The organism is Paenibacillus ginsengarvi, from assembly GCF_003626695.1.
Lineage (GTDB): Bacteria > Bacillota > Bacilli > Paenibacillales > NBRC-103111 > Paenibacillus_AB > Paenibacillus_AB ginsengarvi.
Map to the genome: position 1 here is coordinate 119,362 of NZ_RBAH01000020.1, position 23,411 is coordinate 142,772.

A 23,411-nucleotide genomic window follows, 5' to 3' on the forward strand; every position below is an offset into this window, starting at 1 on the left:
GTACACGGACAATCGAAACCAGACTGACACTAGGGATCGCTGCGCGCCGCGCATGTCGATCCCGCTTTTTTTGCCGGTAAAGCAGATGGAACAGAAGGATACATGTTACACTGGTGGAAAGAGGAGAGTCGGGAGGGGTTTCATGAGTAAAAATAAAAAGGCGCTGGAGACGCTGAAACTTCACATCAGTAAGGCAAAAGGCCAGGGACATAATGCGAATGTAGTGCTGCCTCTGGAAACGGCGCTGAGCATCCAGCTGTTGCTGCAAATTCAGCATAGCGCCTTGTTGTCGGCCGATGCGCTGGTCGAGACGCTGAAAGCGAATTACGAACAAGAGGAGTCGCTTGTTCGGATCGACGAGGACTTGATTCGAATCAACGAAATCTTATTGAAGTCTGTGCTGAAATAGATTGCACCGATTCGCGGCGCCGGAAGGTCCGGCAGTCGCCATTTTTTTGAGCGGGAGGTGTATCATGATCCATATCGAAACACCGAGGCTGCGCTTGCGGGATTGGGAGCAGTCCGATCTGGAGCCATTTTGCCGCATGAACGCGGATAAGCATGTGATGCGGTATTTTCCGAAAACGTTGTCGCCCGAGGAGACGAAGGCGTTCTACAACGCCATCACAGCCGAATTCCAGGAATGCGGGTTCGGGTTTTATGCTGTCGAGGTTAAGGAAAGCAGCGAGTTTATCGGATTCATCGGATTTCATCGGCCCGCGTTCGAGGCCGACTTTACGCCATGCATCGAGATCGGTTGGCGACTGAAGCAGGAAGCATGGGGGAACGGTTATGCCACGGAAGGGGCGGCGGCCTGCTTACGGCATGGCTTCGCCGAACTGGGCTTCGGCGAGGTGTACAGCTTTACGGCGGAGCTGAACGAGCCGTCGCAAAAAGTAATGAAACGTATCGGCATGAGCTTTGTAAAAAGCTTCGAGCATCCGAAGGTCGAGAAGGCGAGCCCTTTGTGCCGGCACGTGCTCTTTCGCATCAAGCCTTCGTGATCCCCACCGAGTGAGAAGTGTCCTGTGTTTTAAATAGGCTGCGGCCCTGAAACGGCCGGCAGCCTATCTATGCTTGGAGCGCCTGCAGCTCTCCGCTATCTGGGGGCGATGCTGCAGTTCCCTCGAGACTTGCCTGCCTCCTCGGCTTCTTCTTCGAGAAAAGGAAGCTTGGCGGTATCGATGCCGGTAATCGCCAGAAGTGGCTCCTTCGGCACTTTTCCGTTGATCGCGGCCATTTTGACCCCTTCGGTCAACGGACTCCAGATGCACTCCAGCTTCGTGTCGTCCCGTTCGTACACGGTGCGCCGCATCGACGTAATCGCGTTTCCATACGCCCATTCGTCGACGATTCGAACGTTCCGAAACAGCTGCCGAAAGGCGTCGAAGCTGCCGACCTCCGCTTCGCTCCGCACTTCCGCAACGAACCCGTTGCCCGTGAGCAAGAAGCCGCGCTTCGCAAAATCCCGCGCCGCCCCTTCGTAATTATAGAAGGAAACGGTCAAATAACCGTTGACCTTCTCCACTTTTACGGCCCGCTCTCTGCCGTGGTTGACGAAAATAAGCGGGAAAAACGCCATGTAGACAGGCCCGTCCTTGACGAATACCGGGCACGGCTCGGCGCTTCCGCCCTCCAGATCGTCCAGCCGCCGCTCTCCGAGCCACACTTCTTCGACATAACCGTATCGGGCTGAGAAGAGAAGCGTCAGCTTCAAGCTGGTAACCTGCCTATGCAGCACCATCTTCGGCTTGTACAACAGCATCGCCGTCCGATCGTGCTGCATGCCGATTTTTCGCCCTTCGTCCAGAACGGAATCGACCCAATCGTGCCAGTTCAGTTCCGCATATGGATTCATTTGCCCCGGCTTCTTCTCGTTTACGATGTAATTGGCGTACACGGTCGCCACATCCGCCTGGGAAACGACCTCGCGCCTGCGCCTATAGAGCAGATGGAACGAATCGGTGAAAACGCCCGTTCGGAATTCGCGGGCGCTGACCCCGAGCGCGTAGTCGGCCGTCATATAGGTCGAGCCGCTGCTTGATCCGGCCGGCACTTCGTACATATCGTCCGAGACGAAGGGATCGGCCGGCTGCGCATAATCGCCGGACGAGGCATGCTCGGATGTGCCTTGTACGCGGTAAGGGTACGTTTTGTGCAGTCCGTGCCGGACTAGAGCGGCGGGACAGTGATACGTCGCAAAGAGCAGCCAGCCTACGCTTACTTGCATGAAAGGCAGGTTGTTATGAATCAGCTCGCCCTGCTTCCCATGTTTCGAGGAAAATAACGTGTTCATCGGATTGATCGCCAGCGTATCGCCAAGAAGCGCATACAGGATAAAACGCGATTGGTGCGTATGCGCCGTTGAATCGACCTCGTACACCCGCGAATACGGCCCGGCCGTTTGATACGTGGTCGGGTGGTAGCGGCTCCAGACGTCGACCCACAGCCGCTCCTCGATTTGCAGCGCCATGCGGCGGATGTCCGGCTCCACGCGTAATTCCGCCATTTCCGCGAGGCAATGAATCTGGATGGGCGAATAAGTCGGGCTGTTGAACTCGGTTACGAAGCCGCGGCGCGTGAGCAGCTCCCGAAGCTCCTGCATACGGCGGACGCCGAGCCCGTATTCGTCCGGCCGGCCGAAGTAAAGCGCTCCGGCAAGCAAAGTGTAGCAGCCCATCGTAGGGAAGTTATCGTTGGCGCCGCGAAAATCGAAATCGGGGTGCCTGTACCCGTCGAGCACGGACAGCACGTAGCCCTCCAGAATTCCGATAGCGCGTTCGTCCAAAAGCATGGTGTAATTCGTCAACAGCTGCATGGCAGCCATCGGCGTAAAATGGCATTTCGTAAACGTCGATGCGATTATGATACGGTTCGCGGTCGCGATCGCCCTTTCGTCCCCGCTTGCGCAGTAAGACAAGGCGTACCACAAACGTTCTCTTAGCCCCGGCTCCCGCTGGGCTCCGATCCAGCGGCCCGCTTCGTCGAAATAGTCCAGACTGTACTCCGCCAGCTTGGCGTATAAGTGATGCCGCCTTTCTTTTTGTCCCGCCAAATCGTAAAACATTGCAGGCGCACTCCTTTCGAGCCGGTTGTAGGGCAGGAAGCATTCAGGCGGAACCGCTCCTAGCCTGTATCGTCAGGGTGAGGGAAGCGGTCCCGCCCGGCTGCCGTTTATTTGTTGTCGATTTTCAGCTGCTGGTACAGCTCATTAGCGTTTTTCTCGAGCGCGGTGCCGCCGAGATCGTTCCACTGTTTGACGAAGTCGTCGAAGGAGGAAACCGGCTGCATGCCGCTGACGATTTTGGCGTACGTTTCCACCTTCAGCTTGATCAGATCGGACCAGTATTTGCCTGCGTCCGGCACGGCATCGGCTTTGCCGAACATTCCGGTTTGAGGGTAGTTGCCCTGCTTCTGTACCTTCAGCAGCTCCTGATCGTAATATTTGTCCGCGATCGCCGGGTTCGGCTGCTGAACGAACAAGTTCGCGTAGCTGCTGTCCAGACCGAGCTTGTCTCTTTCGTTCGAGTCGGTGTAAGGCGGCAAATACTTCAGTCCGCCTGCGACGCCTTTGGCCGGATCGATATAATCCCAATGCGTGCCCTTGACGCCCCAGAACATGCCGACGTATTTGCTCTCGTCGTTTTGCAGCGTATCGAAAATTTGCAATATTTTCTTCAGCTTCTCCGGCTGCTTCTCGAGCTGCTTGCCGAATACCCACGAGTTGCCCGTGAGGCCCCACGCCCATGTCGATCTGCCGCCCGGTCCTTTCGGCGGCGGAGCCATTTCCAGCGTCGCGCTCGGATTGGCCTTCTTAAGCGCGTCGACCCATGACGGGAACGTATCCGCGCCGACATAGTCGAACATCGCCACTTTACCGTCGAGCACCTTCTGCTGGGTATCCTTGCCGGTAACGAACTCGGGATCGATATAGCCTTTCTTGTACCAGTCGGCGAGCAGCGTCAGCGCTTGCTTCGCTTCCGGCTGCGTGGCGCCGTTGACGACCTTGCCGTCCTTCAGCATCCACTGCGTCGGCATGATGCCGTAAGCGCCGAATATTTGCAGGAAGGCGGCGAATTCGGAGTTGCCCCTGCTTGTCATGCCGGTGACGCCAATTTTTTTGAGCGCGGCGAACGCCGCTTCCAGCTCCTCCAGCGTATCCGGAATTTTGGCGATACCCGCCTTTTGCAGCAAATCCGTCCGCCATACCGCTCTGCTCGCAAATTGGCCCGAATAATAATACGTCGGCAGCCCGTAGTTTTTGCCGTTCACGTTCGGGATGTACCAGCTGCTGGCGGCGTACTTGTTGATGCCCGCGAAAATGCCCGGAGCGGATTGCTGGATCGTTTCCTTCGGCACCTCGGCCAAAATGCCCATCGATTGGAATTTTTTCAGATCCGCCGGAGAAGCGGCGTAAAAGACGTCCGGCACCGTGCCGGAGGAAAGCAAAATTTTCTGCTTTTGCTGGTAATCGTCATAGCCGATGGACGTTACTTTCAGCTTCACATTGAAGTTGTCTTCAATATATTTCTGTGCGTAGGAATTGTCCGGGAGCGTGCCCGTATTCGTGCGAACCATCCACGTAATTTCCATCGGCTCGCCCGATTTCCCCGATTCGCCCTGCTTGGACGAGGCCGAAGCTCCATCTGCGCCGGTATTCGGTTCGCTCTTGCCGCAGCCGCCAAGAACGGCGGCAAACAAGGCAATGGCCGCTACCCCTCCTGTCCACAATCGACTTCCGCTGCTTCGCTTTCCCGCTTCGTTCATGCCGATCCATGCCTCCCTTGAATGTACGGTTTCTATATATGTCGCCATAATGGCTAAACACCGGTAGTAAATAGTTTGGGGCAACTTTCCCGAATCCAGTACGCCGATTTCGGAAAGCGGCTTACCCTTTTACGGACCCGAGCATAATGCCCTTGACGAAAAAACGCTGGATGAACGGATACACGATGACGATCGGCATCGAAATGATCATGACGGTGGCCGCCTTCATCGATTCCGGGGTCATCGCCCGCTGCGCGTTCGCCTCTCGCGACACATCGCCGAGGAACGAGCTCGTCTCGGTAATGACGACCTGCCGCAAAAACAGCTGAAGCACCTGCAAATTCGGCTTATTCGTGTAAATTAACGAATCGAACCATGCATTCCACTGCTCGACCGCGGTCCACAGCCCGACGACAGCCAGCACCGGAAGGCTGAGCGGGACGATAAGCCGCGTTAATACGATCCGCTCGTTCGCTCCGTCCATTTTGATCGACTCGACGAGCTCCTCCGGAATCGATTGAAAAAAATTGCGCATAATGATGACATTAAATGCGCTTACGGCGCCCGGAACGATGTAGACGAGGAAATTGTCGATCAAGCCGAGCTCTTTTTTGAGCAAATACGACGGAATGAGACCTCCGCCGAACATCATGCTGAAAATGAGCAGAAACAGGAGCGTTTTCCGGTGCGGAAAGGTTTTACGCGACAGCGGATAGGCGACCATCGACGTCAGCATCAAGGCGAGCGCCGTTCCCGCGATCGTACGGGCTATCGTTACCAGATAGGCAGTGTGGATTTCGCTTCGCTTCAGGATTTGCGCATACGCCTGCAAGGTCGGGTGATCGGGAAACAGATGCCACCCGGATTGGACCGCTTCTTCGGGAGGACTGAGCGAGATCGTGAGCTCGTAAAGGAACGGATACAGCGTACAGATCCCGAGCAGCGCCAGCAGCGCAATGTTGAGTATGTTGAACAATCGTTCGCCTATTGTCAATCGGAGCGAGTTCAAGGCGGATCCCCCTTTCACCATAGTCCCTGGTCGCGATCGTACAGCTTCACAAGCCAGTTCGTCGCGAATAACAGGAGCAGTCCGAATACGGAGGAGAACAAGCCTGCGGCCGTACCCAGCCCGTAGTCCATCGAAAGCATGTTGCGGAGTACGTACGTATCGAGAATATCCCCCACGTTGCTCGTCATTGGCGTGATCAGATTGTAAATCTGGTCGAAGCCGACCGACAGGAAGTGGCCGATATTGAGCAGCAGCATGATGAGAATCGTCGGCATCATGCCGGGAATCGTAATATGCCACAAGCGCTGCCATCTGCTGGCGCCGTCTACGATCGCCGCTTCGTACAGCGTAGGGTCGATGCCCGACAAGGCGGCGAAATAAATGATCGACCCCCAGCCGACGCCGGCCCATATATCGGAGAGGATCAGGATGCCGTAAAATTTGTCCGGCTGCTGCAGCCAGAGCACAGGCTCGAAGCCGAGCAGCCCGATGAGCTGATTCACGGCGCCGTACATCCCGAGGAACGAAAACAAGATAGAGGCGAGAATGACCCACGAGAAGAAGTGGGGCAGGTAGGAAATCGTCTGAATGATGCGCCGGAACAGCACGCTCCGCACTTCGTTCAGCATCAAGGCAAGAATAATCGGCGCCGGAAACGTAAACGCGTACTTTAATAAAGAAATGACGATCGTATTGCGCAGCGCATCGGTGAAGCCGTGCCCGGTGAACAGCCGCTCGAAATTGTCGAGCCCGACCCAGGGACTGCCCCACACGCCTTCCAGCACGTGAAAATCTTTGAAGGCTATTTGCAGTCCGTACATCGGCACGTACGCAAACAGGAAGAAGATGAAAAAGCCCGGCAGAAACAGTGCGATCAAAAATTTGTTGTTCGTATACGAACGCCAGAGAGAGCGGAGCTTGCTTTCGGTTTTTCGGCGGCCAGCCGAAGGGTTCCGCTTTCGTTCCGGCCACGCATGGGCCGCATTCGCCATAGTATCGTAATCCTTTCTGTCGGTTCTCTCGGTTCTGTGGCCCCATCATAATCCGGCGAATCGTTACGAGTCCATATGCAAATGTTTAGCCGGCAACAACAACAAGACCGAGCCGCCGGAGCGACTCGATCTTGTGAAGGACGTATGCGGGACGGAGCCTCGGCTGCCTGACGCGATGCATTACGTTTCGATGTTCAAATGTTCGGTAACGGCGAAAACGGCCGTTTTTACTTGTGGCTCGCCCGGTATTCGCCCGGCGTCGTCTGCTCCAATTTTTTGAAGGCGCGAATCAGCTGCTGGGCGTTGCCGTATCCGACTTCCTTGGCGATTTCGGCGATCGTCAGCTCGGTTTTGAGCAGCAGCTTTTTGATTTGGCCGACCCGGTATTTGGTTAAGTAATCCGTGTACGTTTCGCCGATCTCTTCCTTGAACAGCTGGCTCAAATACGACTGGCTGATTCCGAGCTCGTCGGCCAGCGTCTTAAAAGCGAGATCAAGGGAATAGTTGCGGTGAATATAGTCGAGCACGTAGGCGACGGTTTCTTTCGTTTTGCGTTTTCTTAGCGTTTCGAGGAAACGGATCGCCGGATCGAAAAACTGCGTTTGCAGCCACATCCGCATCTCGTAACTTCGTTCCAATTGCAGAAATTCCGTGTACGGGTTGCGATCGGGGAAAATCGCCTCCAGCTCCTCATCGTACTCCTGCAAAACCCGGATCGCCGCGACGAGAAGCTGCAAGTAAAACGTTCGCATCAGCGATAGCGAGATCGGATGCGCTTCATAATAGCGCTCGAACTGCCCGAGGCTCGCCGCCACCCCTTGCCGGTCGCCGATACGGAACCGGTCGGTCAGCTCCTGCTCGAGATGGGACGGATAATGAATCGTCTTGATTTCGCCCGTCCGGTTATAGCCGAGCCGGACCACCTCGTCGCCGGCTTTCGTCCGGTAGAGATGCATCGCTTGAACGGCGTCCCGGTAGCTCGCGGACAGGTGCGAGAACGAATCGACCTTCGGGCCGACGCCGATCGAAACGGTTTGCTTCAAATATTTTTTGATCGCCTGCCGCAGCAGCTCGGCCGCTTGTAAAATTTCGCTCTCCAACGTAGCTTCGCGGAAATTCAAAATAATGATGGCGCTCGCATGGGCAACGATCGTTTCCGTCCGGTACTGGTGCAGCAGCTCGCTCGCAATGTTGGATACGGCATTGATAAACAAAGGCTCGTCTCCGGGGCCGAAGCGGCTGCCGTCGGCCGGCTCGTCCATCGCGACGACGAGTACGGCGAACGTCGGATAGTCGAACGCTTCCGTGCTTGTTTGCTTGCGGTAGTCGGAGAGCGCATCCATCGCGCCGCTTCCGCCGACGATGGCCGAGAGCAAATAATGCGACCGCAGCAAAGGCAGCTGCTCCTTCCAACGGGCTCGGACCACGTCCACTTCCTCGAGCAAGGAGGAAATCCGGGTCTCGATGCTTTGCACGCGGGCGTCATACGGGATACCGGGCAGGTCGGGCTCCGTTTCGCGGATTCGCTCGTCATGCCTCGTAAGCAGCTCGAAAATGCGGCGCACTCCGCGCTGAAACCGCTGAAAGCTGAAGTAAGCGGTCAATAAAGAGAAAAGCGAGAGCAGGACGGACAGCGCCAAAACGACCTGCTTCAGCAGACGCACCTTCTCGGTCGGAACATTCGAATCAATGAGCAGCGCATAGTTCCAGCCGCGTACTTCGGACCGCTCGAGCGTCGCGTAGGCGCTCAGGTCGTTCAGCAACATGCTGTTATTGGCCGAAAGCTGCGCCGATTTGGAAGAAAGCAGCCGCTCGATGACGGAGGCGTCCGAAGCCCGCGCTTCGCCCGCTTGCGTAATCAGCTCGCCGTCGTCGGTATAGACGAGCAGCTTTCCGTCCGAGCCCAGAGGGAAGCTCTGCACCATATCGTGAATGAACCGGGCGTCCACATTCATCACGAGCGCGGCGTTCGGCTCGGTATGGAACGGGGGCAAAATGCGGATATACGTAAACACTTTTTTCTCCGCCCCGACTTCCTTCAGCGTCCGCGGAGCAATCCAGAAGCTTTGCTTTTTTTGCCGAACCGCTTCCTCCGCGGGGGCGATCCAGCCGTTATCCGGGAAGCTTTGTTCGTTCACGGTCACGATTTTGCCTGAGGTGATGACGATGTTTTGCCGGAAATGGTACAGGTAGATGGAGTCGAGCGAGCGTATCGAGTTTTTGAGCGACGAGATGTCGTTCATCAACCGGGCGGAGAGCAGCAGCGAGCCGAGGGGAGGCGAGCTTCCGATATCGGTAAAATCGAGCACATTCGATTGGAAGGAGAACTGCGCCGCGCTGTCCTCGGCCTGCTGCGTGATCTGGTCCACCTGGTCCTTGATCTGGGCCAGCGTCATTTTCGAGGAACGGTGAATTTCCGCTTCGATTATGCCGCTGCCGATATGATATATGATGGCGCCGAACAGCAGCAGCGGGAAGATGGAGAGCAGCAGCAGCGCGGTCAGCCACCTATTCGCTATGAATTTGTTCCACATTTGAGCGATCTTCACAGTTGTTCTCCTGGGTTATGCATCGTGAAAGCGATGCCGCGATACCCGTAATTGTAGTCGATCTTTTTCGCAAATTCAATGAGCGGCGGAGTCTTAGGAAGGGGGATTATGAAAAGATAGTACTTCCTATGCGGGCATTTTCCTTTACAATACAAGTACCGACATCTTGGAAGGTGACGACGGAGGTGCTGTATGCAAAATCGGAAAGTACGAATCGTCGGAACCGGCAAATATATGCCGAAGCGCCGGGTTTCCGATACGGAGATGGATGCCGCGCTTGGTGTGCCGGAAGGTTGGGTACGCAAAAAAACAAAAGTGATCGAACGTTATTTCATAGAGGATGAAACCGCCTCGCAGATGGGGGCGAAGGCGGCATACGCCGCGCTGGAGGCGGCGGGACTCTCCTTTGCGGACATAGATTGCCTCGTATGCACAAGCGGCACGATGGAGCAGCCGATTCCTTGCACGGCCGCACTGATCCAGGAAGCGATGGGCCAGCAGCAATCCGGCGTGCCCGCCTTCGATATCAACTCGACCTGTCTCAGCTTCGTGGCCGGTCTGGACGTCATGTCCTACATGGTCGCTGCGGGGAGATACCGCCATGTGCTGCTGGTCTCGACCGAGGTCGCCTCGAAGGGGCTGAATTTCCGGCATAAAGAGAGCGCGGCGCTGTTCGGCGACGGGGCGGCGGCGGTCGTAATCGGACCGGCGGAAGTCGGGCAGCCGTCGCAAATTTTGTGCGCGGCGATGGAAACGTACAGCGCCGGCGCCCATTTGTCGGAAATACGCGGCGGCGGGAGCGCCATGCCCGCCGCCGATTATACGGCGGATGCGGCCGAGCATTATTTGTTCGATATGCGGGGAGATGCCGTGTTCCGGATGGCGTCGCAGAAGCTGCCGGGTTTTCTCGGCAAGCTGCTGGCCGGAGCCGGCTGCGGGATGGACAGCATCAAGCTGGTCGTCCCGCATCAGGGGAGCGCGATGGCGATGAGGCTGCTGGCGCGCAAGCTGGGCATACCGGACGACCGGCTATTGTGTATTACGCCGGACCACGGCAACACAATAGCCGCTTCGATTCCGATGGGCCTTCACGAAGCGATTCGCGGCGGCCGGATCGGGCGCGGGGAACGGGTTTTGCTGCTCGGCACGTCGGCCGGACTGTCGCTGGGAGGCGTCGTGCTTGACTACTAGGATGGATGCGGGGAAGCGGGGAGGAAGCGCCGCGTACGCGGTCCGGGTCAAGCGGCGCAAGGTGCTCCTGACCGGCGGTCGTGCGCCTGTAGCGCTGGAGATGGCCCGGCTGCTCGCCGCCGCCGGCTGCGAGGTGCACGTCGCGGAGAGCTTGAAGCATTACTTGTGCCGCGTCTCGAACGCCGTCGCTGGAAGCAGCAGGGTGCCGAGCCCGGCACGCGATACGGAAGGCTTTCTGGACGAACTCGAGCGGATCGTCCGGCGGGAAGGAATCGACTGGATCGTTCCGACATGCGAGGAGCTGTTTTACGTCTCTTCCGGTCTGGAACGGCTCGGGCAAATATGCCGCGTATTCGCCGCTCCTCTCGGGCAGTTGCGGCGGCTGTACAGCAAATGGTCGTTTATAAAGCGGGCGGAGCAGTTCGGGCTTTCTGTACCTGCGACGCATCTGCTTGCCACTCCGGCAGAATGGAGCGAATGGATGGAACGTATCGCCGCCGCTTCGCCTGCGGACGAAACGATGCGGGACTACGCGGACGGCTTCGTGCTGAAGCTGGAATTTTCGCGTTCCGGCACGAAGGTACGTTTGATCCGCCCGGTGGCTGGCGCAGCCGGTACGCCGCGTACGTTCGGAGCCGTTCAGGGCAGTGGCAAAAGCAATATGTTTGCGGCACAAGCACCGGAGGATGGCTTCCCCTGGATAGCCCAGCAATTGGTTACAGGCCGCGGCCTGTGCACATATAGCATCGTGCATGACGGCAAGCTGACCGCACACGCCGCCTATGCGGTCACCTATTCGATCCGCAGCGGCGCGTGTTTCTATTACGAGCCGCTGGAGCATCCGGCGCTGACGGAGTGGGTGCGGACGTTCGCCCGGCTGGAACGGTTTACGGGACAGCTCGCCTTCGATTTCATCGAAACGGCGGACGGGAGGCTGCTGCCGCTTGAGTGCAATCCCCGGACGACCGGCGGCATCCATCTGTTCCGGCCGGAGGACGGGCTGGCCGCGGCCCTGTTCGAGCCGGAGTCGCTCGGCGATACGTTTGTCCGTCCGCAGCCCCGGACGAAAGCGATGCTGGCGCTGCCGATGCTCGCTCTCGGCTGGCGGGGAGGCGGACTTAGGACATGGCTGCGCAAGCTGGCTTCGGCGCGCGATGCGGTGTACCGCCGGGACGATCCGCGTCCGTTCCGGGAGCAGCTGCTGATGCTCGCCGAGCTGCGCCGGATCGCCCGCGCCCGCGGACAGACAATGATGGAGGCGTCAACCGGCGATATCGAGTGGAACGGAGACGAAGGATGGCAATGAGGGCGCTTGTAACCGGCGGGACCGGTTTTCTCGGCAAGAAGCTGGCGCTTGCGCTGCTGGAGAAAGGATGGGACGTAACCGCCCTCGGCCGGCAGACGGCGAAGGGCGAGGAGCTGCGGCGTCTGGGTATTCGCTTCGTGCAGGCGGACCTGAGCGACCGGGACCGGGTAGTGGACGCCTGCGCCGGGCAGGACGCCGTTTTTCATTGCGGCGCCCGTTCCGCGGCTTGGGGACCTTACGCCGCATTTTATGAAAGCAACGTACGGGGCACTGAGCATGTCATAACCGGCTGCCTCCAGCATGAAGTGGCGAGACTCGTGCACGTCTCTACTCCCAGCGTTTGCTTCGGCGCGTCGCATCGGCTGAACGTCCGCGAGTCGGACCCGCTTCCCGCTCGGCAGGCGAGTTCGTACGCGCGGACGAAACGGCTTGCCGAGCTGGCGGTGCTGGATGCGTGCGCGAATGGCCTGCCTGCGGTCATCGTTCGTCCGCGGGCGCTGTTCGGTCCGGAGGACGGCTCGATTATTCCCCGTCTGATCGAGGCGGGGCTGACCCGCGGCATCCCGCTGATCGACGGCGGGAACGCGCTGATCGACCTCACCTATGTCGACAATGCGGTGCAGGCGCTGCTGCTCTGCCAGTCCGCTCCGGCGTCGGTGTGCGGCAGCATTTACCATATTACGAATGGGGAGCCGATACCGTTTGCGGAGGCGGCCCGCCAGTTGTTCGGTTTGCTGATGCTGCCGGTGCGGTATCGGCGATTGCCGTTTGCCGTCGCTTACGCGGCCGCCGGGATGATGGAGCTGGCGGCGCTTCTGACCCCAAGCGGGCGGGAGCCCATGCTGACCCGGGCGACGGCGTCGATGATCGGCCGCAGCCAGACGCTGGACATCGGCGCGGCCCGTCGCGAGCTCGGCTATTCGCCGGCCGTCACCGTCAGGGACGGTATGATCGCCTATGCCGAATGGCGGGAGCGCCAAGACGGCTTGAAGTCGTAAGCGGGACCATCCGCACGGCGATCGCGATATACTCAGACGACCAAAGCGCAAAGGAGTGTTATGGATATACGATGAACGGACATCATGGCCGACAGAGCGTTACACCGGAAGGGCGGCTTGAAAACGAGAAGGAGCAGCTTCCGCTGCGGCAGCTGCCGAAGGTCGGGCTCCGGCTGTTCGCCGCCGGTTACTGCAAACATCCGGAGTGGGTGACGATTCGCGGAGGCTCCCGGCGCTCGTGCCGGATTCCGGCCTTGTTCGCCTGCATTCAGCATCCGGAGCTCGGGGCGGTGCTGGTCGATACCGGCTACTCCGGCGCTTTCTTACGCGAGACCGGCCGGCTGCCGGGCAGGCTGTACCGCGCCGTTACGCCGGTAACGTTTCGCGAGGAGGAGAGCGCCGTACGCCAGCTTGCTGCCTGCGGGATCGCTGCCGAGCAGGTGCGGACGATTGTCATTACACATTTCCATGCCGACCATATTGCCGGGCTGAACGACTTTCCGCACGCGCGGTTCGTCTACTTGCCGGCTGCGTATGACGCCGTGAAGCGGCTGCACGGCTTGGCCGCGCTGCGCCGGGCTTTTTTGCCGGGGCTGCTGCCGGCGGAGTTCGAAGCGCGGTCGAGACCGATCCGGACGGATCGGCGAATTCTGCTGCCGGCCGGCTTTCCGTTTGCGGATGCGCTCGACGTGCTTGGAGACGGGAGCGTGCTGGCCGTCGAGCTGCCGGGCCACGCTGACGGGCAGATCGGTCTGCTGCTGGCGACGGACAAGCACGACTACTTGCTGTGCGCCGATGCGGCCTGGTCGGGGAAAGCGGTTCGCGAAAACCGCCCTCCGCACCCGCTAGCCGGCCTCGTCATGGCGAATCGCCGCGAGTATGCGGACAGCTTCCGCAAGCTCGCCTCTCTGGTACAGCGTTATCCGCGGCTGCGCATCGTCGCTTCGCATTGCCCGGACGTCTGGCACAATTGGATTCAAGGCGGTGAGGCGTTATGAGCATGATGCCGCTGGAGCGTGTGGCCGTTCTGTACAGGTACTGGCTGACACGCCGCCGCAGCCGCAAGTGGACCGATCGGGAGTCGCTGGAGCGTTGGCAGGACAAGCGCGTGCGGTCTCATCTGAAGCGGGTGCGGCGGGAGTCGCCCTTCTACCGAGAGCTGTGGGGGGACCGGGACGATGCGTCGTGGCGGGAGCTGCCGGTGATCGACAAAGCGGCGATGATGGAGCATTTCGATACGCTGAACACGGTAGGCGTCAAGCGGGAGAAAGCGTTCGCTACCGCGCTGGAGGCCGAGCGGACGCGGGATTTTACGCCGACGATCGGCAAGGTGACGATCGGCTTATCTTCCGGGACGACGGGCAGCCGCGGACTGTTTCTCGTCAGCCGGGAAGAACGGCTCGCCTGGGCGGGAGCGGTGCTGGCGAAGGTGCTGCCCGGCTCGATCGCGGACGAGCACCGCATCGCGTTTTTCCTGCGCGCGGACAGCAATTTGTATGAAACTGTCGGCGGAGGACGGCTGCAGTTTAAGTTCTACGACCTGCTCGATCCGCTCGCGCTTCACCTCGCGCGGCTGCGCAAGATGAAGCCGACGCTGCTGGTTGCCCCGCCGTCGATGCTGCGGGTGCTGGCGGAAGCGCAGCGGTCTGGGAAGCTTCGGCTGAATCCCGCGAAGATCGTCTCCGTCGCCGAAGCGCTTGACCCGCTAGACCGCGCCTATATCGAGGAGACGTTCGGCCAAAGGCTGCACCAGGTCTACCAGTGTACGGAAGGCTTCCTCGGTTCTACGTGCGCACACGGGACGATTCATATTAACGAGGATATCGTCTGCGTCCAGAAGGAATATATCGACCGCGATTTGCGCAAGTTCGTGCCGATCGTAACCGACTTTTCCCGGCGAACCCAGCCGATCGTGAGGTACCGGCTGAACGACGTGCTCACCGAACGGGAAACGCCTTGTCCGTGCGGCTCGCCGTTTCTGGCGATCGAATCGATCGAAGGCCGCTGCGACGACCTGTTTTATTTTCCGGCTACGGATGGCGACGGCTGGGTGCGCGTATTCCCCGATTTCATTACGAGAGCGATACTAGCCGCTTCCGCCGACATTACGGCGTACCGGGTCGTGCAGCACGCGCCGGACCGGCTGTGCGTCTATCTGGATGTTCCCGAACCGTATCGGCCGAAGGCGCGCGATTGGGTAAAGGCTGAGCTTGCCCGCTTGTGCGAACGGCTAGGCTGCCGTATGCCGGACGTTGAATTCAAGGACGAGACGTTTATGACGGGAAACCGCAAGCTGCGGCGGGTGGAAAGGAGGTTCGCCTTTGAGCCGGACCCCGAGCTTGTTCGATAACCGGTCGTTCGGGCAGATCGACTGGCCTGCGACGCCGGAAGGCGATTATGCGAGACGGTTTATGCAGGCGCTGGCTCGGGGGCCGGTCGAGGCGCTCGTGCCGAACATCCGCACGGACGTTTACGCGCTAAGGCTGGAGAACGCCGTCCTGCCGGTGACGGTTAATGAGGCCGAGTACGACAACTGTTACGTCGTATCGCCGTATACGCACTATGCGAGCTATGCCCGCGAGGAGCTGTACTTGCTCCAGTCTAAGGCGGCGCGTTTTGCCTTGTCCGGGATGCTTCACGCGCTTGGCCTGCTGCTGAAGGCGAGCCGCTTCAACCGGGTCGTTCATGTGAACAATTGGCTGCTGTCGACGAATTTGTATCCGGGACTGCCCGCGCGGGAGACGGAAGTGGCAATCCAACTGCTGCTGGGCCGGTTTCCGCGGCATACGCTCATTTTCCGTTCCTTGTGCCGGTCGCTGAACGGGGAGCTGATGGATCGCTTGCGGCAAAGAGGATTTCGGCTCGTGCCGAGCCGGCAGATTTATTTGTGGCGCCATGAGGGTCCTCACGGACCGAACGCCAAAGCCCGCTGGCTGCTGAAGCGGGACGGTTCGCTGCTGGAGAAGAACGGATACGAAGCGATCGGGCCGGACCAACTGACGGAGGCGGATATGCCGAGGCTAACGCGGCTGTACGAGATGTTGTATCTGGACAAATATTCACGGCATAACCCGCAATTCGGCGCCGCCTTTCTCGAGCTGGCCAGACGCGAAAAGCTGCTGGAGCTGCATGCGCTCCGCCATAAGGAAAGCGGCCGGCTTGACGCTGTGCTCGGCTACTATTGCAGGGATGGCGTCATGACGACGCCTATATTCGGCTACGATACGTCGCTTCCGCAGGAAACCGGCCTGTACCGGATGCTCTCGGCGACGCTGCTCGGCATTGCCCGCGGCAGCGGATATTTGCTGCACGAAAGCTCGGGTGCGGCACAGTTCAAGCGGAACCGCGGTGCCGCGGCCGAGATCGAATACAGCGCGGTGTACGACCGCCATCTGCCGCCGGACCGGCGCGCCGGCTGGGGTCTGCTGGAAAAGCTGCTGAACGGCGTCGGCGTGCCGCTGCTGGACAAATACAAGCTGTAGGACAAAAGCAAAGGCCGGGAGCTTCGCAGCATTAATTTGCGAGTTCCGGGCCTTTTGTATGGGGCGGGATGGCTATGTTCGTATCGCCGCAGGCGCTGCTTTACTTGTTCTTGTCGGCTTCGATCTGCTTGACGATTGCTTCTTCCGCTTCCCGCAGGGCGGTATTGACGTCTTTGCCCTTCAGCACAATATCCTGCACTGCGGTTGTAGCGAGGCGGGAGGTTGAGGCGCTGAAATATTTGCTCTGCGGAGACGGGGCTGCCGGCTTGCCCGGCATCATCGCCTGAATGTGCTTGCCTTTGTACATCGGTGCGTCCTGTCCGAATGCGCCGCGAACCGCTTCGCTTTTCAGCAGGGAAACGAACAGAGCTTGCTTTGACTTTGCCGTCTGGAACTCGTCGGACAGCAAATACTGCATCACTTCGAACGATTGGTCCTGATGTTTGCCGCTGCTCGCCATATACAAGTGGTACGGGTACACTTGCGCGCCGGTGCCGCTAAGCCCTTTCCACGTCGGAAAGGCGGCGACGTCCCAGTTCATGCCGGAGAGTTCCTCGGCCGTATGCATCGTGCTGACGGGCAGCCACATGGCGGCGGTATGATCTTTTTGGAACAGCTGCCGCTGGCCGGCTACCGACAACTTGGTCGCATTGGCGTCGTAACCGGGAATTTGATAAAAACGCAGCAAGTTTTCCAGCGCCGCTTTCGTCTGGTCCGTGTTGATCGTCACTTTCAGCGATGCCGGATCGACGAGTTTGAGCGACGTTTGGTGACGCAGCAAGTAATGGCTCGGGGAGATGGCGAGCCCGTAATATTGGACGCCTCCTTCGCTGCGGGTCAGCTTTTTGGCGGACTCGTACACATCGTCCCACGTCATCGTATCCGTCGGATACGCGACGCCGAATTTATCGAAAATGTCCTTGTTGTAATAAATCGGAGAGGGCGCCGTGTACAGCGGGAGGCCGTACAGCTTGCCTTCGCCCATCTGGCGCATCATGTCGATGCTGGTCTGCTCGAACCGGCCCACGTCGAATTTGTATTTTTTGACGAACGGATCGAGATCGGTTTGCAGACCGGCCGGAAATACGGAGGAAAACGCCGTTCCGACCGAGCTGACGATAATGTCGAGCTGCTGGCCGGAGGCGACCAGATTGGTCAGCGAACCGGCTGTCGTCGGGATGAATTTCGGCGTGACGTTCGGGAATTTCGCGCGAATGGCGTCTCCATATTCTTTCATAAAGTAGCCTTCCTGGTTCCAGTCGCCGCCCGCATGGTAAAATACCAGCTCGACCGGCTCCGTACGCTTCTCCGGCGGTTTCTCGGCGCTAACGCCCGTATCTGTGGAGTTTGCGGAGCCGGTTCCTCCGGTTGCCGAATTGCCGCACCCTGCCGCCGTAAGCAGAACAAGCGCCGCCGCGAGCGTGGCGCACCCCGTTTTGAACAAGTTCATGATGCAGAACCCCCTATATTAAACCAGTTTGCGAAACTGCTCCGGTGTCATGCCGACCATTCGTTTGAACGTGCGCGAAAAATGGGTCAAATGCTTGTAGCCGACCCGGAAGCATACTTCGGTCACAGAGCAGGCCCGATCGATCAGAAACAGCAGTTTGGCTTCGTTAATGCGCCGCTTGTTCACATAATCGAATACGGTCATACCGGTCCGTTCCTTGAACAGTCTGCTCATGTAGCATCTGCTGAAATTCACGCTCGCCGCCAGCTCGTCGAGGCTGAAGTCGTCCATGTAGTGCTGCTCGATGTATACAAGCGCGTTATGCACGCTGTTCTGCTCCAATCCCGCATGCTCTACCTGCTGTTCGCTGCATTCGTATACAAACAGCAGCAGGTCGAGGAATGCTGCCCTTAGCCTGTTGAAATGCATCGCATCCGTCCGGGAGTAGTGATGATTCATTCGCACGAGAATGCTCTCGATCTCTGCCTTCTGCGGCCCTTCCAGACGCCAGTGGTAATGTCGCAGCAGGCGGAAGGGGCGCAGCAGATCGATCGAATCGGGCAGCCGCATAAGCGGGAGAACCTCCATGCTGTCGAACCTCAGTACGGTTCGCATGCAAGGCTCAGACATGATCGGCCCGTGCCGGCTCATCCCGTCCATAATAACCAGGCTGCCGGGCGTAATCTCGAAGCATTCGTCGCCGATCAAATATTTGCACGTCCCGGTATGGAAATACAGCATTTCATACTCCGGATGGGAGTGAAAACTCGGCTTGGAGTAGCTTTTCGTTTGAAAAACAAATGTGTGCATAAGGTTAAACAGCGTCCGTTTCATATTCGCATTCCTCCTGAGTGGAAGGATGAACTATACATAACCCCGCGATGCAGCACGCACTATGATTAGTATAATACAGGTATATGAAAACGGATACATTACTTCTGTCGGACTGCTGGCCAGCGAGTACCGTGCCGCTCCCCGTGTCTTGCGTCCGGTGTCCGCAGCAGCTGTTACCCAACAAAATCGACGCGCCGTCGCCCCTTTCATAAGCCGTTTTTCAGGCCGCTGTCTTCCCTTTAGTTATAGCATGGCGGCTTCGCGGCTGACTCCCTTCAGCGTGCCGTCTTCGGGGGAGTATTGAACCTGTATTGCTCATTTTCTTACATATATTGCATTTTATTTGATAGCGATCCAATTCGGTTGCAGCCTGGTGGTTGGGAGGGCAGGGGAACGGGAGAGGGGAGGGGGCGCGAACGGAATCGATCAAGGCGGTTTTAAAATAAAAATCTTTGTAGCGTCTTATCCTGTACCTTTTGGCGGATTACATGGCATTGCAGCCTTTTGAGACTTCTATTTGGTGCCGAAATCGTATTTGAGCCAAAAAAGTCTGATATAAGAGTCTCAAAAACACTCTATTTTACCTCGTTAACCATTTTCAGGATAAACAAAAGCTCCAAAAGACTTCTATTTGTAAACGGGGAGTAGTGGCGCAGAAAAAAGACGAGCCGGGAGACGACGTTCTGCAACTCCATGCAGAAGCGTCATCTCCCGGCCCAATTGCCGCAATTCTTGCCGCCCATGCGGGGCGGCGGTCATCGAGTCAAGCGCATTCGGGCAGCTATTTCAAATCAAACGTCCAAGGGCCGCGGATAAGCAGCGTCAGGTCGCTTACGTAGATCGAATGCTCCTTCTCGCCCGGCGCGACTTCCAGCTCCATATGTTGCATGGCCCGGGTCGCTTCGTCCGTTTTGACGGCGCTGACGCCGCTTTGGCCGGTATATCCGAAATCGGGGAAGAACAGCAGAGGCGATACGGCAGCGTCCGCATCGTAGAGCATGTTCCAGATCAGGCGCACGGAACCGACACCGGTGCCGGCCGAACCCGGAATGCGCTCAACGCGTACGAGCTCGACCGGGTATCCGAGCAGAACGATTCGTTTGCCGAGCGTGAGTTCTCCTTCCTTCGGTACGGGGAACGTAATTTTCACAGGCTTATCCGTATGCTTTACAGCCTCTACAGTCGGTACGACGAGCCGGTAGTTGGCGGATGCGTCCTGGTCCTCCTGCGAGAACGAAAATTCGTTGCGATTCGGAAACAACTCGTCTTGTTGAAGCTCGATCTGCTTCCCCGCCGCCGTCGTCAGCACGGGCTTCTCCATCTGGTCGAAGTCGGCCAGCCCATAGGATGTAATGCGCAAGCCGTCCGGCAGCTCCGGAAGCAGCGCCACTCGGCGCTTGTTCGTTTCGTTTGCGGAGAGTACAGCCGTCATGCGGATACCGTCGTGTTCGGACGTGACCCCCAAGTCCTCGATCTTTTCGGCGCTAACCGCCGGATGCAGCCGGAACTTGATCGAAGGCGCACCGTTGTTGAACGAAGCCTCCATCTCTTCGGTCGCCCGGATACTCCCCTTGTAATAGTATTGGCCGAGCCATACCCCGGCTCTTGATATCGTGCCGTATTGGAACGTATAGCGGTCGCCGTCCGCGTTCGTCAAGACGACCGACCGGGCGTCCGGGCCGGCAGAGCCGGCAACGCCAATGGACGAATACGAATCGCCGATCGATACGGCACGCAGCTCGACCGTTCCTCCACGCCAGGATTCCTCGACCGGTACGGTCAGAACGAGGCGGACGGTATTGTCCTCCGACTGTTGTACCGAGGCAAAGCCGGGAAGAAACTGCAGCCATTTGTGCACTTGCGCCCGCACCTCGGAAGACGATGCGGAGTAAAGCGACGTCAATGCCACAGCGAGCAGGGCGGCCGCGATTGCGGCACGAATCGTTTTGCGTCCGTATGCGTTGCGGGTCCGGCTCGCTTGAATCGGGCCGTGCTCCGCCTGCGGCAGGCCAGCGTCGGCCGAATGGAACTCAGCTTCCTGCGGCCGATACTCCGGCTCTCCGCCGGTCCGGTCCGCCGCCGTTTCGCGAGAATCGCCGTCTGCGGCGCGTACTTCGCTTTCAACAAGACCAAGCCTAGCGAATGTACGGGCTCGAATGGCGGCAAGAGCGGCCCGTTCTGCTGCGGAGGGTTGTTCGTCATTTGGCGGCTCGATCTCCGCCAGCCGTTTCATCGCCTCGTGTTCGTGCATCCCGTCGATTTTTCCGAATAACGTCCGTTCTTCCTTTGCACTCATCCGAATTCCTCCTCCCCGGCCAAGAGCTTGCGCTTCAAGTGATCCCGCATCCGTCCGAGCCGGCTTTCCGCCGCCTTCACGGTCAGTCCCGAGCTGCGGGCGACCTCTTCCATCGATTCGTAGTAGAAATAACGCTTGTAAAATAATTGGCGATTGACCGGATCGAACGATTCGACTAGGCGTACAACATCCTCGATCCGGGCTCTGTTCAAGGCGAGCTCCTCCGTCGTTTGCCGTTCTTCGGGCTCCGAGACGAGCGGCTCCATGATGGCGCCGCCGCTTCGTTTACGCCGGTAATCCAGCGCCTTATATTTCGCTATAATGTGCAGCCAGACGCGCAAGCTGCCCTTGGACGGATCGAATTCCGCGATCTTGTTCCAAGCGGTCAGGAAGACGTCGCTTACGCACTCTTCCACGTCCTGCGGCTGCCCGATCCCGGCCAGAACCCGCTGCGCCAGCCGGTAAATCCCGGTTCCATACGCCTCGAAAACGAAGGCGAGTGCGTCCGGGTCCTTCAGCAGCAGCCGTTCGGCCGCGTTTTGTTCGGTAATGTCCATACGCTCACCTTCCCGTTCCTATCCGTTACAGAAAACAGGCCGATTCATCCCTTTGTTGCAGTTTGGATATCTAACTGATACAATGTTGATATGGGACAATCGTACAGAACCACCAAAACAACCGTATCATTGATCAACTATCATTTTGTTTTTTGTCCGAGATACAGGCGTAAAGTGCTTGTTAATCAGGTGGAGATCCATTTCAAACAGCTTGTTAAGGAAATATGCGCTGAAAACGAATGGGTACTCCTTGCGATGGAAGTTATGCCCGATCATGTTCATATCTTTCTAAACGTACTGCCAACCGATTCTCCAGCGGACATCATGGCGAAATTGAAGGGAATCACTTCTCGTCGCCTTCGCGAACAGTTCAAGCACCTAAAGCACTTGCCCTCTCTCTGGACACGTTCCTACTTTGTCAGTACAGCAGGGAACGTTTCAAGCGAAACGATCAAGCGATATGTGGAAGAACAAAAAACAAGAGGGTGAAACTTTGATAATCAAATGTTCAGCATGTGGATATGAGCAATTTGTAAAAAGACAGTAAATGTTCTGAATATCGAAAAGAATACAGCAGCTTCGAGAACGTATTCCGCGGTACGAACAAGTGCCGAGAAGCACACGGTAGAGAAATACGGAAAGGATATCCGCTCGTCCCGTATTGGTTTGGTGTTTGGAGTGGACTTCGCGTTTTGGATATGGAAACCTATCAAGCGGTCAAACGCGCCAAGCCATTCGTAGAACTCGCTTGGAAAGGGTGAAATCATGCAGACGATAACCATTCAAATACGAATATTTCCATCTCATCCGTCTGTATTGGTGGAAATGGGCCATGCGTACATTCGGACAGTCAACGAGCTAACGGAGCAAGCGGAAGCATCTGGAACGTTTCCGAAACTAACCTCAAAGACTCTCCATGCGAATCTGCCATCTGCTGTTAAGAATCAACTCATTCGGGACGCTAAAAGCATATTTCAGAAGTCCAAAAAGGAAAAGAAGCGTCCCATTCTCAAAAAGCGCGTGTACTATGTCAACAATCAGAACTACACGATTGGCGATAATACCGTATCTTTTCCTGTTTGCATAGATGGCAAAGTGCAACGATTAGTCGTTCCCGCGATCATTGCTGATCGGGAGAAAGCATTGCTTTCCAACAGTAAACATGGCCTTCTCCGCGTTGTCCAGAAGTCGTCAAAATGGTTTGTTCAAGTATCCATTCAAAGACCGACAGAGCAAGCAACAGGAGACATCGTAATGGGTATTGATCTTGGCTTGAAAGTTCCTGCCGTTGTCGTAACCTCTAGCCAAAAGACGAAGTTCGTTGGCAATGGACGCAAGAACAAATACATTCGCCGTAAGTATAACGCCAGTCGTCGCAAGCTAGGAAAGCTAAAGAAACTCTCGGCTATCCGTAAACAACGCGACAGGGAAAGTCGCTATATGAAAGACCAAAACCACAAAATCAGCCGCCAGATCGTCAATATGGCTATCCAAGAGAACGTAACGAACATTAAGCTGGAGAAACTGGCTGATATTCGCAAGACGACAAGAACAAGTCGCAAAAACGCTAAGAATCTGCATAATTGGTCGTTCTATCAGTTGCAAATGTTTATCGCATACAAGGCAGCATTAGCTGGAATCAAGGTTGTAGAAGTCAATCCAGCCTATACATCTCAAACATGCCCATCTTGCGGTCAGCGTAACAAAGCGAATGATCGAATGTATCAATGTTCTTGCGGATATAAAGCGCATCGAGATCGTGTCGGTGCCATCAATATCATGCGTCAATCTTTGGCAGATGGTAACAGTCTGTCAGCCTAGATAGCTATACGCTCTGATCTAGGACGGGCTATTGAACTAGCCCTTAACTTAGCAGTTGGGCAAAGCGGAAACGTATGCGCCCGGTAACTAGCTAAGAATCCCACCCTTTCAAGGGTGTGGATGTTCAATACGTCGTTTGCGCGCCAAACCCCTCGGTCC

General features: G+C 57.4%; 19 protein-coding genes. 10 read left to right on the forward strand and 9 right to left on the reverse strand.

Features of this window, described 5'->3' with window-relative positions; translation table 11 throughout:
* Positions 1–142 precede the first annotated feature (142 nt).
* Together D7M11_RS24235 and D7M11_RS24240 are read left to right on the forward strand one after the other, a co-directional pair.
* Positions 143–409: a hypothetical protein gene (locus tag D7M11_RS24235; RefSeq protein WP_120749844.1), complete on the forward strand. Its 267-nt coding sequence runs from the start codon at positions 143–145 to the stop codon at positions 407–409.
* Between the two features lie 64 nt (positions 410–473).
* On the forward strand, positions 474–1,004 hold the full coding sequence (locus D7M11_RS24240) for a GNAT family N-acetyltransferase (protein WP_120749845.1): 531 nt from the start codon (positions 474–476) through the stop codon (positions 1,002–1,004).
* 95 nt (positions 1,005–1,099) lie between these two features.
* Here the strand turns inward: D7M11_RS24240 and D7M11_RS24245 are convergent, their stop codons facing one another.
* The 5 genes from D7M11_RS24245 to D7M11_RS24265 form a co-directional block, all read right to left on the reverse strand.
* Positions 1,100–3,067: a hypothetical protein gene (locus tag D7M11_RS24245; RefSeq protein ID WP_120749846.1), complete on the reverse strand. Its 1,968-nt coding sequence runs from the start codon at positions 3,065–3,067 to the stop codon at positions 1,100–1,102.
* 107 nt (positions 3,068–3,174) lie between these two features.
* On the reverse strand, positions 3,175–4,767 hold the full coding sequence (locus tag D7M11_RS24250) for an extracellular solute-binding protein (RefSeq protein ID WP_158606806.1): 1,593 nt from the start codon (positions 4,765–4,767) through the stop codon (positions 3,175–3,177).
* A gap of 121 nt (positions 4,768–4,888) precedes the next feature.
* Positions 4,889–5,776: a carbohydrate ABC transporter permease gene (locus D7M11_RS24255; protein ID WP_240041285.1), complete on the reverse strand. Its 888-nt coding sequence runs from the start codon at positions 5,774–5,776 to the stop codon at positions 4,889–4,891.
* Positions 5,777–5,790: 14 nt separating this feature from the next.
* Positions 5,791–6,768 (reverse strand): ABC transporter permease, encoded by a 978-nt coding sequence (locus D7M11_RS24260; RefSeq protein ID WP_120749849.1) that lies wholly within the window; start codon positions 6,766–6,768, stop codon positions 5,791–5,793.
* Between the two features lie 227 nt (positions 6,769–6,995).
* The gene (locus tag D7M11_RS24265) at positions 6,996–9,317 is read right to left on the reverse strand and encodes a helix-turn-helix domain-containing protein (protein ID WP_120749850.1); all 2,322 of its coding nucleotides are present in this window, start codon (positions 9,315–9,317) and stop codon (positions 6,996–6,998) included.
* 192 nt (positions 9,318–9,509) lie between these two features.
* On the opposite strand from D7M11_RS24265, the gene D7M11_RS24270 reads away from it, so the two are divergent.
* From D7M11_RS24270 to D7M11_RS24295, 6 genes are all read left to right on the forward strand, one after another.
* Entirely contained in the window at positions 9,510–10,508 is a 999-nt protein-coding gene (locus D7M11_RS24270; protein WP_120749851.1) for a beta-ketoacyl-ACP synthase III, read from the forward strand.
* The gene (locus D7M11_RS24275; protein WP_147433487.1) at positions 10,498–11,814 is read left to right on the forward strand and encodes an ATP-grasp domain-containing protein; all 1,317 of its coding nucleotides are present in this window, start codon (positions 10,498–10,500) and stop codon (positions 11,812–11,814) included. The genes D7M11_RS24270 and D7M11_RS24275 overlap by 11 nt, the downstream gene beginning before the upstream one ends.
* The gene (locus D7M11_RS24280; protein ID WP_120749853.1) at positions 11,805–12,812 is read left to right on the forward strand and encodes an NAD-dependent epimerase/dehydratase family protein; all 1,008 of its coding nucleotides are present in this window, start codon (positions 11,805–11,807) and stop codon (positions 12,810–12,812) included. Before D7M11_RS24275 ends, D7M11_RS24280 begins: the two co-directional genes overlap by 10 nt.
* A 71-nt stretch (positions 12,813–12,883) precedes the next feature.
* A complete protein-coding gene (locus D7M11_RS24285; RefSeq protein WP_120749854.1) occupies positions 12,884–13,810 on the forward strand; it encodes an MBL fold metallo-hydrolase in 927 nt (308 codons plus the stop codon).
* Positions 13,807–15,162, forward strand: a complete 1,356-nt coding sequence (locus tag D7M11_RS24290) for a F390 synthetase-related protein (protein ID WP_338042515.1) — start codon at positions 13,807–13,809, stop codon at positions 15,160–15,162. Before D7M11_RS24285 ends, D7M11_RS24290 begins: the two co-directional genes overlap by 4 nt.
* Positions 15,134–16,294, forward strand: coding sequence for a GNAT family N-acetyltransferase (locus tag D7M11_RS24295; protein WP_120749855.1), 1,161 nt, complete (start codon positions 15,134–15,136; stop codon positions 16,292–16,294). The genes D7M11_RS24290 and D7M11_RS24295 overlap by 29 nt, the downstream gene beginning before the upstream one ends.
* A gap of 100 nt (positions 16,295–16,394) precedes the next feature.
* Here the strand turns inward: D7M11_RS24295 and D7M11_RS24300 are convergent, their stop codons facing one another.
* The 4 genes from D7M11_RS24300 to D7M11_RS24315 form a co-directional block, all read right to left on the reverse strand.
* Positions 16,395–17,744 carry an extracellular solute-binding protein gene (locus D7M11_RS24300; protein WP_120749856.1) on the reverse strand — a complete coding sequence of 450 codons (1,350 nt, stop codon included), beginning with the start codon at positions 17,742–17,744 and terminating at the stop codon, positions 16,395–16,397.
* A gap of 18 nt (positions 17,745–17,762) precedes the next feature.
* On the reverse strand, positions 17,763–18,578 hold the full coding sequence (locus tag D7M11_RS24305) for an AraC family transcriptional regulator (RefSeq protein WP_120749857.1): 816 nt from the start codon (positions 18,576–18,578) through the stop codon (positions 17,763–17,765).
* Between the two features lie 781 nt (positions 18,579–19,359).
* A complete protein-coding gene (locus tag D7M11_RS24310) occupies positions 19,360–20,874 on the reverse strand; it encodes a hypothetical protein (RefSeq protein ID WP_120749858.1) in 1,515 nt (504 codons plus the stop codon).
* Entirely contained in the window at positions 20,871–21,431 is a 561-nt protein-coding gene (locus tag D7M11_RS24315) for a sigma-70 family RNA polymerase sigma factor (protein ID WP_120749859.1), read from the reverse strand. Before D7M11_RS24315 ends, D7M11_RS24310 begins: the two co-directional genes overlap by 4 nt.
* Before the next feature lie 90 nt (positions 21,432–21,521).
* On the opposite strand from D7M11_RS24315, the gene tnpA reads away from it, so the two are divergent.
* Positions 21,522–21,920 carry an IS200/IS605 family transposase gene (gene tnpA / locus D7M11_RS24320; protein ID WP_120749860.1) on the forward strand — a complete coding sequence of 133 codons (399 nt, stop codon included), beginning with the start codon at positions 21,522–21,524 and terminating at the stop codon, positions 21,918–21,920.
* A 273-nt stretch (positions 21,921–22,193) separates the two neighbouring features.
* Positions 22,194–23,252, forward strand: a complete 1,059-nt coding sequence (locus tag D7M11_RS24325; RefSeq protein ID WP_168928323.1) for an RNA-guided endonuclease InsQ/TnpB family protein — start codon at positions 22,194–22,196, stop codon at positions 23,250–23,252.
* The last annotated feature ends 159 nt before the right edge of the window (positions 23,253–23,411 follow it).

Excerpts from the sequence above, each read along its gene's own strand:
- D7M11_RS24235 (WP_120749844.1), top strand. The coding sequence starts at position 143 with ATGAGTAAAAATAAAAAGGCGCTGGAGACGCTGAAACTTCACATCAGT.
- D7M11_RS24240 (WP_120749845.1), top strand. The coding sequence starts at position 474 with ATGATCCATATCGAAACACCGAGGCTGCGCTTGCGGGATTGGGAGCAG.
- D7M11_RS24245 (WP_120749846.1), bottom strand. The coding sequence starts at position 3,067 with ATGTTTTACGATTTGGCGGGACAAAAAGAAAGGCGGCATCACTTATAC.
- D7M11_RS24250 (WP_158606806.1), bottom strand. The coding sequence starts at position 4,767 with ATGAACGAAGCGGGAAAGCGAAGCAGCGGAAGTCGATTGTGGACAGGA.
- D7M11_RS24260 (WP_120749849.1), bottom strand. The coding sequence starts at position 6,768 with ATGGCGAATGCGGCCCATGCGTGGCCGGAACGAAAGCGGAACCCTTCG.
- D7M11_RS24270 (WP_120749851.1), top strand. The coding sequence starts at position 9,510 with ATGCAAAATCGGAAAGTACGAATCGTCGGAACCGGCAAATATATGCCG.
- D7M11_RS24280 (WP_120749853.1), top strand. The coding sequence starts at position 11,805 with ATGGCAATGAGGGCGCTTGTAACCGGCGGGACCGGTTTTCTCGGCAAG.
- D7M11_RS24285 (WP_120749854.1), top strand. The coding sequence starts at position 12,884 with ATGAACGGACATCATGGCCGACAGAGCGTTACACCGGAAGGGCGGCTT.
- D7M11_RS24290 (WP_338042515.1), top strand. The coding sequence starts at position 13,807 with ATGAGCATGATGCCGCTGGAGCGTGTGGCCGTTCTGTACAGGTACTGG.
- D7M11_RS24300 (WP_120749856.1), bottom strand. The coding sequence starts at position 17,744 with ATGAACTTGTTCAAAACGGGGTGCGCCACGCTCGCGGCGGCGCTTGTT.
- D7M11_RS24305 (WP_120749857.1), bottom strand. The coding sequence starts at position 18,578 with ATGAAACGGACGCTGTTTAACCTTATGCACACATTTGTTTTTCAAACG.
- D7M11_RS24310 (WP_120749858.1), bottom strand. The coding sequence starts at position 20,874 with ATGAGTGCAAAGGAAGAACGGACGTTATTCGGAAAAATCGACGGGATG.
- D7M11_RS24315 (WP_120749859.1), bottom strand. The coding sequence starts at position 21,431 with ATGGACATTACCGAACAAAACGCGGCCGAACGGCTGCTGCTGAAGGAC.
- tnpA (WP_120749860.1), top strand. The coding sequence starts at position 21,522 with ATGGGACAATCGTACAGAACCACCAAAACAACCGTATCATTGATCAAC.